Genomic DNA, 12,656 nt, shown 5'->3' with positions numbered 1-12,656 from the left:
GGTTCGCGACTTTTCTTTTTCGAGGCGTCCTTCCTCCATCCCGTCAGAGCTGGGTCTCCATTGCTGCCAAGCGAGGAGCCTGACATGACATCGATTTCCGCCCCGAAAGTGACGACCGGCCCGTTGCCGGCCTCCGCCAAGATTTTCAAACCGGGCGTTCTGCATCCCGATATTCGCGTGCCCATGCGTCAGATCTCGGTGCATCCAAGCGCGGGCGAGCCACCCGTGACGGTTTACGATTCCTCCGGTCCCTATACGGGTGAGGGTGACATTGCGATCGAGCGTGGATTGCCGCGCCTGCGCGAAGGCTGGATCACCGCGCGCGGCGATGTCGAGGCTTATGAGGGCCGCCATGTCCAGCCGGCCGACAACGGGTTCGTGTCGAAGGATCGCCTGACGCCGGAATTTCCGCTTCGCCATCGCCCGCTGCGTGCGAAAGCTGGAAAGGCTGTCAGCCAGATCGCCTATGCACGCGCGGGCATCGTCACACCGGAAATGGAATTCGTCGCCATTCGCGAAAATCTTGGCCGCGCGGCGATGCGTGAGAAGATGACGCGGGACGGCGAAAGCTTCGGCGCAGCGATCCCCGACTACGTGACGCCGGAATTCGTACGCGAGGAGGTGGCGCGGGGACGCGCGATCATCCCGGCCAACATCAACCATCCCGAACTCGAACCGATGGCGATCGGTCGCAATTTCCTCGTCAAGATCAACGCCAATATCGGCAATTCCGCCGTCACATCTTCCATGGCCGAAGAGGTGGAGAAGATGGTGTGGGCGATCCGCTGGGGCGCGGATACGGTGATGGACCTGTCGACGGGGCGCAACATCCACAATATCCGCGACTGGATCATCCGCAACGCACCGGTGCCGATCGGCACGGTGCCGATCTATCAGGCGCTCGAAAAGGTCGGCGGCGTGGCGGAAGACCTGAACTGGGACGTGTTCCGCGACACGCTGATCGAGCAGGCCGAGCAAGGCGTCGACTATTTCACGATCCATGCCGGCGTGCGGCTGGCGCATATCCCGCTCACGGTCGACCGCGTCACCGGGATCGTGTCGCGCGGCGGCTCGATCATGGCGAAGTGGTGCCTGCACCATCATCGCGAGAGCTTTCTCTACGAGCATTTCGAGGAAATCTGCGAAATAGCGCGGGCTTACGACGTGTCGTTCTCGCTCGGCGACGGGTTGCGTCCCGGCTCCATCGCCGATGCGAACGACGCCGCGCAATTCGCCGAACTGGAGACACTGGGCGAACTGACGCAGATCGCCTGGAAGCACGATTGTCAGGTGATGATCGAAGGCCCCGGCCATGTGCCGATGCACAAGATCAAGGAAAACATGGACAAGCAATTGGAGGTCTGCGGCGAGGCCCCGTTCTATACGCTCGGGCCGCTGACGACCGACATCGCGCCGGGTTACGATCACATTACCTCCGGCATCGGCGCGGCCATGATCGGCTGGTTCGGCACGGCGATGCTTTGCTACGTCACGCCCAAAGAGCATCTGGGACTGCCCGACCGCGACGACGTGAAGACCGGTGTCATCACCTATAAGATCGCCGCCCATGCTGCCGATCTCGCCAAAGGGCATCCGGCGGCGAAAATCCGCGACGACGCGCTTTCCCGCGCGCGCTTCGAGTTTCGCTGGGAGGACCAGTTCAACCTCTCGCTCGATCCCGATACGGCGCGCAGCTTCCATGACGAGACATTGCCGAAGGAGGCGCACAAAGTCGCGCATTTCTGTTCGATGTGCGGGCCGAAATTCTGCTCCATGAAGATCAGCCACGACATCCGCGACGCCGCGCGCGCGGAAGCCGGGATGGCGGACATGGCGCAGAAATACCGCGAGGGCGGCGACCTCTACATGCCGGTGGAAGCGCGTCAGGCGGGAGAGTGATGGTGCGGGTGCTCGTCAGGGGCGCGGGCGTGGCCGGTCTCGCCGTCGCGTTTGAGCTTCGCCGGCAAGGCCATTCTGTCGAAATCTTCGATCGTGCAGGCGTGGTCGGCGCGGGCGCATCGGGGCTTGCCGGCGGCATGCTTGCGCCGTTCTGCGAAGGGGAAAGCGCACCCGAGATCGTCACGCGGCTTGGCCGCGCCGCCGCTGACTGGTGGGAGGCAGCGCTGCCCGGCCATGTGCGCCGTAAAGGCACGCTTGTCGTCGCGCCGCCGCGCGATACGGGCGAATTGAAACGCTTCGCCGAGCGCACGACAGGCCACGAATGGCTCGGCGAAGACGCTATCGCCGAACTCGAACCTGCGCTGGCGGGACGGTTCCGCACGGCGCTGTTCTTCTCCGAGGAGGCGCATCTCGACCCGCGCGCTGCGCTCGGTGCGCTTCATGAACGGCTGGCGGGCGATGGCGTGCGGTTCCGTTTCGGCGCGTCTTCATCAGCGGAGAATTTCAACGCTGTGTTCGACTGCACGGGTGCGGCAGCGATCGGTGCACTCCCGGGGCTGCGCGGCGTGCGCGGCGAAATGCTTTATCTGGAAACGGACGAGATAGCGCTGTCGCGCCCCGTTCGGCTCCTGCATCCGCGTCATCCGCTCTATGTCGTGCCGCGGGCGGGCGGGCGTTTCATGGTCGGTGCGACGATGGTCGAGGCGAATGAGGGTGGGCCAGTCTCGGCACGCTCGCTGATGGAACTTTTGAACGCCGCCTACGCGCTTCATCCCGCATTCGGTGAAGCGCGGGTGGTGGAGACCAGCGCGGGCGTACGCCCCGCCTTCGACGACAATGTGCCGCGCGTCGTGCGCATCGGCGATGCGGTCCACGTCAACGGTTTTTACCGTCACGGCTTTCTGCTCGCGCCAGCGATGGCGCGTGAGGCCGTGTCGCTTCTGGAAAGGGTGCCCGCATGAGAAAGATCATCGTCAACGGGGAGGAACGGGCGGTCGAAGCCGCGACGCTCGACGCGCTCCTGTCACTGCTCGATTACGAAGGAAACTGGATCGCGACGGCGGTCAATGGCGAGATCGTGCGCAAGCCGGATCGCAGTGGCTGTACGCTCAATAATGGCGACCGGGTAGAAATCCTTTCGCCGATGCAGGGAGGCTGAAAATGCTCGATCTTTACGGCGTTAACGTCACATCCCGCATGCTTTTGGGCACCGCGCGCTATCCATCACCCAAGGTGCTGGCGGATGCCGTGCGTACGGCTCGAACCGAAATCGTCACCGTTTCGCTGCGCCGCGAAAGCGCGGGCGGCCGGGCGGGCGGAGCCTTCCTCGAGATGATCGCCAAGCTGGGCGTGCGGGTCCTTCCGAACACGGCCGGTTGCCACAGCGCGCGCGAGGCCGTCACCACGGCGCAGATGGCCCGCGAGATTTTCCAGACCAACTGGATCAAGCTCGAAGTGATCGGCCACCACGACACGCTCCAGCCCGATGTGTTCGGGCTGGTCGAGGCCGCGCGCATTCTTTGCGACGATGGCTTCGAGGTCTTTCCCTACACGACCGACGATCTCGTCGTCGCCGAGCGCCTCGTCGAGGCCGGAGGCAAGGTGCTGATGCCGTGGTGTGCGCCGATCGGATCGGCTATGGGACCGGTCAATCTGCCGGCGCTGCGGTCTATGCGCGCGCATTTTCCCGATGTGCCGCTGATCGTCGATGCGGGGCTTGGCCGTCCCTCGCATGCGGCTGCCGTCATGGAACTCGGCTATGACGCGGTTCTCCTCAACACGGCGGTGGCGAATGCGGGCGATCCGGTCGCCATGGCCGGTGCGTTCGCGAATGCAGTCGACGCCGGGCGTGCAGGTTTCGACGCCGGGCTTCTGGAGCCGCGCGACATGGCGGTTCCCTCCACGCCCGTGATCGGAAAGGCGGTGTTTTCGTGAAGCTCGACCCGTTCTACCTCATCGTCGACAGCGCCGACTGGATCGCGCGCCTCGTGCCGCTTGGCGTCAAACTCGTCCAGTTGCGCATCAAGGATGCCGACGAGGTCACGCTGCGCGCTGAAATCCGAGCGGCGAAAAAGGTCTGCGAACGTCACGACTGCACGCTGGTCGTCAACGACTATTGGCAACTGGCGATCGAGGAAGGTTGCACCTTCGTACACCTGGGGCAGGAGGATCTGGCGGACGCCGACCGTGACGCTATCGCGCGCGCCGGCATGCGCCTCGGCGTTTCCTCTCATGACGGCGCGGAGCTTGATGCGGCGCTCGGCGCACGGCCGGACTATGTGGCGCTCGGTCCGATCTACCCGACCATATTGAAGAAGATGAAATGGGCGCCACAGGGTGTAGCTCGGCTCGCATCATGGCGTGAACGCATCGGTGATCTGCCGCTTGTCGCGATCGGCGGGCTGAACCCTGAACGCCTGCCTGGCGTGTTCGAAAACGGAGCGGACAGCGCCGCCGTCGTCACCGATATCACGCTCAACGCCGATCCCGAGGCGCGTACGCGTGAATGGATCACGGCGACCGAAAGATGGCGTCACCACTGACGGTAGAAATGATGGAGCGGCCCATGGCCATGACCGACATCGAGCCGGTCCGCCGCGCCGAGCGCGCCCTGGAGATAGTCCTTGGCGCGCCGCACCGCATCCTCGACTGCGTATGAGGGCAGCAGCGCGGCGATCGCAGCCGACAGGGTGCAGCCCGTGCCGTGATCGTTCTTCGTCGCGATCCGGGGCGCGGAAAGCTCGATTGTCGTCTCGCCAGAATGCAACAGGTCGACGCTGGTCTCGCCGCCGGCGTGCCCGCCCTTGAGCAGGACCCAGCGCGAACCGAGCGCGTGGAGATCGCTGACCTTTTCGCGCATCTGATCCAGCGACCAGTCGGACTCGATGCCGAGAAACACACCTGCTTCGGGCAGGTTCGGCGTGATTACGTCGGACAGCGGCACGAGGCTTTCGCGCAACGCCGAGACGGCTTCCGGAGCAAGCAGGTGATCGCCGCTCTTGGCGACCATGACCGGGTCGAGCACGATGTTCTTCGCGCCATGATGGTAAAGGCGATCCGCAATGGCGCGCGCGATTCCTTCATTGGCGACCATGCCGATCTTCACCGCGTCGACGCGCACGTCGTCGAAGACGGCGTCGATCTGCGCGGCGACGAAATCGGGTTCCAGCGCCACGAAGGAGCGCACGCCTTGCGTATTTTGTGCGACGACGGCTGTGACGACCGACATCGCATAGGCTCCCATGGCGCTGAACGCCTTGATGTCGGCCTGGATGCCCGCGCCGCCGGTCGGGTCGGTGCCGGCGATGGTGAGAACGTTGGGCGGTGTCTTGGGCATGGTCGATCCTTCATTCCAGCCGGTCGCGATGGGACGGGTCAAGGGACGTCCGCTTTCGCGATCGCGTTTCGTCGGCGCATATAGGCTGCCAGCAGTGCCAGCAACAGCGTTCCGACAATGAGGAGCAGCGCGGCTGCCGCGATGGCGGGCGAGAGGTTTTCGCGGATCGAGGAAAACATCTGGCGCGCAAGCGTGCGCTGATTGGGGCCGGCAACGAAAAGCGTCAGCACCACTTCGTCGAGCGAGGTCGCAAAGGCGAAAACCGCACCGGTGACGATGCCGGGCATGGCAAGCGGCATGGTCACGCGGCGAAAGACGCGCGCAGGCGACGCACCGAGCGAGGCTGCGGCCCGCTCCACCGCCGGATTGATCCCTTGCAGGGCCGTCGACACGGAGACGATGACGAACGGGATGCACAACACCGCATGGGAGACGATGACGCCGGGATAGCTGCTGCCAAGCCCGATCCGCGCGAGCGATATCTGGAGGCCGACGCCGAGCACGACCGCAGGCACCACCATGGGCAGCAGGAAGATCGTGCGCAACACGTTCGGGAAGGGGATCGTGCCGCCGCGCAACCCCAGCGCCGCGAGCGTGCCGAGCACGACCGAAAGCACCGTTGCGCCCGAACCGATGATCAGGGAGTTGACGATCGAATTGCGCCACTGCACGGCGCGGCTGAGTTCCTCGAACCATCGAAGCGAGACGCCGGGAATGGGATAGTTGAGGAATATGCTCGAAGTGAAGGCAAGCGGCAGAATCGCGATGATCGGCAGGATCAGGAACGCGGCGGCGGCGATGCCGAAAAGGGCCTGTGCGACACGCAGCATCGTCACGTTCCCGTCGGTGCGCCGCCGCGCGAAAGGCGGCCATAGATCATGTAGAGCACGGTGGTGATCGCAAGCAGCAGGATGCCGAGTGCGCCAGCCATGCCCCAATTGGCGGTCTGGAGCGCGTAGAACGCGATGACCGACGAGATCATCTGGTCGTTTGGGCCGCCGATGAGCGCCGGGGTGATGTAGTAGCCGATCGCCACCATGAAGACGAGCAGCGAACCGGCAAGGAGGCCGGGCAGAGAGAGCGGCAGCAACACGCGCCAGAAGGCGCGCAGAGGTCGCGCGCCCAGCGATGCCGCCGCAGGCATCAGGTTCTTCGGAATGGCCGAGACGACCGAAAAGATCGGCAGCACCATGAACGGCAAGAGCACATGCGTCATGGCGATGATGACGCCGAGCCGGTTGAAGATCAGCGGCAACGGCCCTTCGATCCAGCCTAGGCCGATCAGCGTGCGGTTGATGAGGCCCTCGTTCTGCAAAAGGATGAACCACGCTGCGGTGCGCACCAGAAGCGAGGTCCACAGCGGCAGGAGAACGGCCAGAAGAAGCGCTGTGCGTTTCCATCCGGTCACCGACGCGACCAGCATCGCATAGGGCAGGCCGATCAGCGCGCAGAGCAGCGTCACCGATCCGGCGATTGCGAATGTGCGCCAGACGATCAGCCGGTTGGCTGATGCCGAAGCCGGCAGGGCCTCGATCCGGCCCTCGTCGCCGCGTTGCAGGTCGAGTGCGGCGAGGAGGTTGCGGTCGGTATAGGGCGCGACGGAAATCTGGATCGCACGCCAGAAACGCGGTTCGCTCCAGCGCTCGTCAATGGCGGCGAGGTCGAGGGTCTCGCCGTCGTTCGTGTCGCGCGCAGCCGTCGCGGTGCGCCCCATCAGCGTGCGGAAACCGGAGACCTGACTGTTCAGTGTGCGCACCGCCGCGCCGAGCGTCGATTGCGGCGTTTCGCGAAGATCGGCGACGAGGGCGGACTGGATGCCAGCATCGGGCATCGCCTCGCCGTCCCATTCGCCAATCAGTTCGGAAGTGCGCGGAAAGGCCCCGCTGATCGCGTCGTTTCGGATCGATACGTCGACCATCAGCCAGAGCGGCCACGCGAAGAACACGCCGAGGAAGATCACGAGCGGCGCGATGAGGAGCGCGGCGCGTCCCCGCGCGTATCGCGTGCGCGTGCTCATGCGGGAAAGACCGAGCAATCGGCGGCGGAAAAGGACACCGGAATGTTGTCGCCGACCGTGCGCGGTGCCGCGCCGCGCTCGAGACGCGCGACCAGCGGCAGCCCGCCGGCATCGAGGTGAAGGCGAAGGTGGTCGCCCTGATAGACGATGTCGTCGATACGGGCGGACATGCGGTTTTCGCCCGTCTCGCCGCCGAGCCTGAGGCGTTCGGGACGGATCGAGACGAGCACCTGTCCGTCGGACGGCTGCTCGTCGCATCGAAGCTCGATATGCGTGCCGTTTTGAAGCCGCACCGTCGATGGCCCCGTCATCGTACCTTCAAGAAGGTTCGTCTCGCCGATGAACTCGGCGACGAAGCGGTTTTGCGGATCGTCATAGACTTCGTCGGCCGTGCCGATCTGCGCGATCTTGCCCTTGTCGAAGATCGCGATGCGATCCGACATGGTCAGCGCCTCGCTCTGGTCATGGGTGACGAAGATGATGGTCAGGCCGAGCTTACGGTGCAGTTCGCGAATTTCGAGCTGCATTTCTTCGCGCAGCTTCTTGTCCAGTGCGCCGAGCGGTTCGTCCATCAAGATGACGCGCGGCTCGTAGACCAGCGCGCGGGTCAGCGCGACGCGCTGCTGCTGGCCGCCCGATAGCTGGTCGGGCCGTCGGTCCGCCAGATGCTCCAGCTGCACGCGCGCCAGCGCCGCATCGACCCGCTGGCGGATCTCGGCACGGGGCACGCCGCGCATTTCGAGCGGGAAAGCGACGTTCTGCGCCACGTTCATATGCGGAAAGAGGGCGTAATTCTGGAAGACCACGCCCATGCCACGCCTGTAAGGCGGCAGATGACCGATCTTCCGGCCTTCGAGGAGAATGTCGCCCGAACTCGCATCCTCAAACCCGGCGATCATCATCAATATGGTCGTCTTGCCCGATCCCGATGGTCCGAGTAGGCTCAGGAACTCGCCTTCGCGCACGTCGAGATTGAGCCCTTCGACGACGGTTACCTGCCCGAAGGTCTTCGACACCTCGCGAAGCTCGATGAAAGCTGACATGCCGGTACATTGCTCGCCTGGATGGAAAAAAGAGCGCGCCCGCAAAACGGGCGCGCCGTGCCGGATGGCTTTACTGGGCGAGCCAGGCGTTGAAACGCTCGTTGAGCTCCTCGATATTGTCGACCCAGAAATCGCCGTTCAGCGGGATCGCGCCTTCGAGATTTTCCGGAGAGGTGGGCAGTTCGGCCGCGACTTCGGGCGCAAGCGACTCGCCTGCCTCCACATTTGTCAGACCGTAGGCGATGAATTCGGGAAGTTTCGACTGGTTCTCGGGTTGGCTGGCGAAGTCGATGAATTCGAATGCGGCCTCCCGGTTAGGCGATCCCTTCAGGACGACCCATGAATCGATTGCGTAGATCGAGCCGGGCCAGACGATCTGGAAATTGGTGCCTTCCGTCTTGTTAATGCCGGTTAGGCGGCCGTTATAGGCCGTCGTCATGACGACTTCGCCGGATGCCAGAAGCTGGATCGGCTGTGCACCGGCCTCCCACCAGACGATGTTGCCCTTGATCTCATCGAGCTTGGCGAAGGCGCGGTCGACGCCCTCGTCGGTTCCCAGAACGTCATAGATTTCCTCGACCGGTACGCCATCGGCCATCAGCGCGATTTCGAGCGAGTATTTGGGGCCGCGCCGCAAGCCGCGATTGCCCGGATAGGCTTCGGTGTTCCAGAAATCCTCCCAGCCAGCGGGAGCGTCGGTCAGCTTGTCCGCGTCGTAGGACAGGCCCGTCGACCACACGATCGCGCCGACGCCGCATTCATGGACGGCGGCAGGCAGGAACGTGTCCTCGCCCCCGAGTGCTTCCCAGTCGACGGTCTCGTACATGCCGTCGGCGCATCCAAGTTCCAGTTCCTCGGTTTCGACCTGCACGACATCCCAATCCGCCGGCGGCGTCTCCATACGGGCGGCGATGACGCCATATCCGCCATCCCAGGATTCTTCGGTAATGGCGACGCCGCTTTCTGCCGTGAACGGCTCGAAATAGATTTCACGCTGCGCATCCTGATAGGTGCCGCCCCACGACACGATCGTCAGGTTCTGGTCCTGCGCGGTCGAGGCGGACAAACTCAGCGCAAGCGTCGATGATGCCAGGGCGAGGCTTGTAATGATGCGTTTCATGGTTGTTCCCCTTGTTGGTCGTTTTCATCATCCAAGCATAGAATCGCCGGTTTGAAACGATCAAAGCGTTCCGGATCGACAAATTTCACCAAGCCGATCACTGCGGGAGGCGGACTTGAGGTTTTTTGCTGCGATGCTATAAGGCCGCGCCTGCCAGATAAGGCAGGTTTTATCCGCTGATCGGGGGAGGGCACGATGACGTGCGATGCCCCGACATGAGGCCAATCCTGTCATCTTCCCGTGAAGATGACCGTCGATCTTCCCAGCTATCAACGCGATGCCGCCGGCAACCGATGCGGCAGGAACAGTTTTATTCCCAGTGAAATTCCGGACCAGCATATGACCAGCCAAAGCGAACCGCGCACGCCCTACTACCTGATCGACAAGTCGAAGCTCATGGACAACATGAAGATCATCGACCACGTGCGCGAAAAGTCCGGCGCGAAGGCGCTGCTGGCACTCAAATGCTTTGCCACATGGTCGGTGTTCGATCTGATGCGAGAGCATATGGATGGCACGACCTCGTCCTCGCTCAACGAGGTTCGGCTCGGTCGCGAAAAGTTCGGCGGCGAAACGCACGCCTATTCCGTCGCATGGGCCGACCACGAGATCGACGAGGCGGTCTCGCACGCCGACAAGATCATCTTCAATTCGATCCAGCAACTGGAGCGGTTCGGCGGCAACGCGGCCGGCATCGTGCGCGGCCTGCGGCTCAATCCGGGCGTCTCGTCATCCACCTTCGACCTTGCCGATCCAGCGCGCCCGTTCAGCCGTCTGGGCGAGTGGGATCAGGAAAAGGTCCTGCCGGTGATGGACCGGATCAGCGGCTTCATGATCCACAACAATTGCGAGAACTCGGATTTTTCCCTGTTCGCGCGCATGCTCGACCAGATCGAGGAGCGCTTCGGCGAGCTTTTGAAGCGTGCCGAATGGGTCAGTCTTGGAGGCGGCATTCACTTCACCGGCAAGGATTACCCGATCGATGATTTTTGCGCGCGTCTGAAGGGTTTCTCGCAAAAATTCGGCGTGCAGGTCTATCTGGAACCGGGCGAGGCCGCGATCACCAGGAGCACCACGCTCGAAGTCACCGTGCTCGACACGCTTTATAACGGCAAGCATCTGGCGATCGTGGATTCCTCCATCGAAGCGCACATGCTCGACCTTTTGATCTATCGCGAGAGCGCAAAGATCGGACCGAATGCGGGCGATCACGAAATCATGGTGTGCGGCAAGTCGTGCCTTGCCGGGGACGTGTTCGGCACGTTCCGTTTTCCCGAGCCGCTGAGAGTCGGCGACCGCATCACGGTCCAGGACGCGGCCGGCTACACAATGGTCAAGAAGAATTGGTTCAACGGCGTCGCGATGCCCGCCATCGCCATTCGCGAGCCTGACGGTTCCATCCGCACCGTCCGCGAGTTCGGCTACGCAGACTACGAAGCGAGCCTTTCCTGAAATACCCGAAAGACACGGAGCATACACACGGAATGAAAAAGAACGTTCTCATCATCGGCGCCGGCGGCGTGGCGCAGGTCGTGGCGCACAAATGCGCGCAGAACAACGATGTGATCGGCGATATCCATATCGCCTCGCGCACCGTTTCCAAATGCGAGGCCATCGTCGCTTCCGTCCATGAGAAGAAGGCGCTCAAGGTCGAAGGCAGGGTCGAGGCGCATGCGCTCGACGCGATGGATGTGGAAGCGACGAAGGCGGTAATCGAAAAGACCGGAGCCATGATCGTCATCAATGTCGGCTCGGCCTTTCTCAACATGTCGGTTCTGTCGGCCTGCATCGAAACGGGCGCAGCCTATATCGACACGGCGATCCATGAGGACCCGCTGAAGATCTGCGAGACGCCGCCATGGTATGCGAACTACGAGTGGAAGCGCCGTGAGGAAGTCGAAAAGGCCGGCATCACCGCCATTCTCGGCGCGGGTTTCGATCCGGGGGTCGTGAACGCCTATGCCAAGCTCGCCTATGACGAATATTTCGACCGTGTCGATTCCATAGATATCGTGGACATCAACGCGGGCAGCCATGGCCGCTGGTTCTCCACCAATTTCGACCCGGAGATCAATTTCCGCGAGTTCACCGGACAGGTCTGGTCCTGGCAGAACGGCGAATGGGTTTCGAACCAGATGTTCGAGGTCGGCAAGGAATGGGACCTGCCGGTCGTCGGCAAGCAGAAGGCCTACATGACCGGCCATGACGAGGTGCATTCCCTGTCGCAGAGGCTCGGCGTGCCGAACGTCCGCTTCTGGATGGGCTTCGGCGATCACTACATCAACGTTTTCACGGTGCTGAAAAATCTCGGCCTGTTGTCCGAACAGCCGGTGACGACCGCCGAGGGGCAGGAAGTGGTGCCGCTGAAGCTGGTGAAGGCCGTGTTGCCCGATCCAGGCTCGCTCGCGCCCGACTATACCGGCAAAACGTGCATCGGCGATCTGGTGAAGGGCGTGAAGGACGGCGAGGAACGTGAAGTCTTCATCTACAACGTCGCCGACCACAAGGATGCGTTCAACGAGGTCGGCTCGCAGGGCATTTCCTATACGGCCGGCGTTCCGGCAGTGGCCGCAGCCATGCTGATCGCAAGCGGCGAGTGGGACGTTAGGAAGATGGCGAATGTCGAGGATCTGCCGGCGCAGCCCTTCCTCGCCGTGCTCGACAGGATTGGCCTGCCGACCCGCATCAAGGATGAACAGGGCGACCGCGCGCTAACATTTTGATTTCGATGCCTGAAACCGACGTCACGCCTCGGTCTGGTAATCGCCGGGCTGAGGCGGGGCGATCGGCGTGAAGCTGGAGCGCTCCGGCTTCAAATCGATGAGGGGCGTATCGTCGAGACAGTCGAGGCCCTGAACGAAAAGCGTCGCGCCTTCGCGGCGCACCAGCCTGACGATCGATGTTCCGATCGGGTTCGGCCGAACGGGTGTGCGCAGCGAAAAAGTGCCGCGCACATTACCGTCACTGGCCGGGCTCTGGTGAACCAGATCGCGGCGCGACATGTGCAGCCAGTAGAGCACCTCCAGTTCCTCGAACCGCTCGATCCCGTCGAGCGCGGCGACCCAGGGCTCGCTGATCTCGATGCGGCAGACGGGGCCATCCATACGGCCTTGGCGTGGCGTTTCCAGCCGCGACGTCCACGGCGTGCGGATGCGTCCGATGAAGACGAGGCCTGCATCGGTTGCGGGCGGGGCCTCGACCGAGACCTCGCCCTTTCGGATTTCATTTTCGCGGACCATC

At 63.1% G+C, this 12,656-nt stretch carries 13 protein-coding genes; 7 read left to right on the top strand and 6 right to left on the bottom strand.

Annotated elements, in window-relative coordinates:
- The first annotated feature begins 84 nt into the window (after positions 1-84).
- From thiC to ACX82Z_RS12255, 5 genes are read left to right on the top strand one after another with little or no spacing between them, the layout of a single operon-like run.
- Complete coding sequence (gene thiC, locus ACX82Z_RS12275) at positions 85-1,899, top strand: phosphomethylpyrimidine synthase ThiC (protein ID WP_459589132.1); 1,815 nt, start codon at positions 85-87, stop codon at positions 1,897-1,899.
- Complete coding sequence (thiO, locus tag ACX82Z_RS12270; RefSeq protein ID WP_459589130.1) at positions 1,899-2,861, top strand: glycine oxidase ThiO; 963 nt, start codon at positions 1,899-1,901, stop codon at positions 2,859-2,861. Before thiC ends, thiO begins: the two co-directional genes overlap by 1 nt.
- Positions 2,858-3,058: a sulfur carrier protein ThiS gene (gene thiS, locus ACX82Z_RS12265; RefSeq protein ID WP_459589128.1), complete on the top strand. Its 201-nt coding sequence runs from the start codon at positions 2,858-2,860 to the stop codon at positions 3,056-3,058. Before thiO ends, thiS begins: the two co-directional genes overlap by 4 nt.
- A 2-nt stretch (positions 3,059-3,060) precedes the next feature.
- Complete coding sequence (locus ACX82Z_RS12260; protein WP_459589126.1) at positions 3,061-3,834, top strand: thiazole synthase; 774 nt, start codon at positions 3,061-3,063, stop codon at positions 3,832-3,834.
- Positions 3,831-4,442 carry a thiamine phosphate synthase gene (locus ACX82Z_RS12255; RefSeq protein WP_459589124.1) on the top strand — a complete coding sequence of 204 codons (612 nt, stop codon included), beginning with the start codon at positions 3,831-3,833 and terminating at the stop codon, positions 4,440-4,442. The genes ACX82Z_RS12260 and ACX82Z_RS12255 overlap by 4 nt, the downstream gene beginning before the upstream one ends.
- Here the strand turns inward: ACX82Z_RS12255 and thiD are convergent.
- The 5 genes from thiD to ACX82Z_RS12230 form a co-directional block, all read right to left on the bottom strand.
- Positions 4,433-5,236 (bottom strand): bifunctional hydroxymethylpyrimidine kinase/phosphomethylpyrimidine kinase, encoded by an 804-nt coding sequence (gene thiD, locus ACX82Z_RS12250; RefSeq protein ID WP_459911722.1) that lies wholly within the window; start codon positions 5,234-5,236, stop codon positions 4,433-4,435. The genes ACX82Z_RS12255 and thiD overlap by 10 nt on opposite strands.
- Positions 5,237-5,274: 38 nt before the next feature.
- Positions 5,275-6,066, bottom strand: coding sequence for an ABC transporter permease (locus tag ACX82Z_RS12245; protein WP_459589122.1), 792 nt, complete (start codon positions 6,064-6,066; stop codon positions 5,275-5,277).
- A 2-nt stretch (positions 6,067-6,068) separates the two neighbouring features.
- Positions 6,069-7,253, bottom strand: a complete 1,185-nt coding sequence (locus ACX82Z_RS12240) for an ABC transporter permease (protein WP_459589120.1) — start codon at positions 7,251-7,253, stop codon at positions 6,069-6,071.
- The gene (locus ACX82Z_RS12235; RefSeq protein WP_459589118.1) at positions 7,250-8,296 is read right to left on the bottom strand and encodes an ABC transporter ATP-binding protein; all 1,047 of its coding nucleotides are present in this window, start codon (positions 8,294-8,296) and stop codon (positions 7,250-7,252) included. The genes ACX82Z_RS12240 and ACX82Z_RS12235 overlap by 4 nt, the downstream gene beginning before the upstream one ends.
- Before the next feature lie 70 nt (positions 8,297-8,366).
- On the bottom strand, positions 8,367-9,416 hold the full coding sequence (locus ACX82Z_RS12230; protein WP_459589116.1) for an ABC transporter substrate-binding protein: 1,050 nt from the start codon (positions 9,414-9,416) through the stop codon (positions 8,367-8,369).
- A 339-nt stretch (positions 9,417-9,755) separates the two neighbouring features.
- Between ACX82Z_RS12230 and ACX82Z_RS12225 the strand changes: the two genes are divergently transcribed.
- On the top strand, positions 9,756-10,868 hold the full coding sequence (locus tag ACX82Z_RS12225; RefSeq protein WP_459589115.1) for a carboxynorspermidine decarboxylase: 1,113 nt from the start codon (positions 9,756-9,758) through the stop codon (positions 10,866-10,868).
- A gap of 32 nt (positions 10,869-10,900) precedes the next feature.
- A complete protein-coding gene (locus tag ACX82Z_RS12220) occupies positions 10,901-12,139 on the top strand; it encodes a saccharopine dehydrogenase family protein (protein WP_459589113.1) in 1,239 nt (412 codons plus the stop codon).
- Between the two features lie 21 nt (positions 12,140-12,160).
- On the opposite strand, the gene tsaA is transcribed toward ACX82Z_RS12220, so the two are convergent.
- Complete coding sequence (tsaA, locus tag ACX82Z_RS12215) at positions 12,161-12,655, bottom strand: tRNA (N6-threonylcarbamoyladenosine(37)-N6)-methyltransferase TrmO (RefSeq protein WP_459589111.1); 495 nt, start codon at positions 12,653-12,655, stop codon at positions 12,161-12,163.
- Position 12,656 lies beyond the last annotated feature (1 nt).

Source organism: Aliihoeflea sp. PC F10.4 (assembly GCF_054612275.1).
The sequence above is the reverse complement of the archived record's forward strand: the minus strand, read 5'-3'. Positions and strand labels throughout refer to the sequence as shown.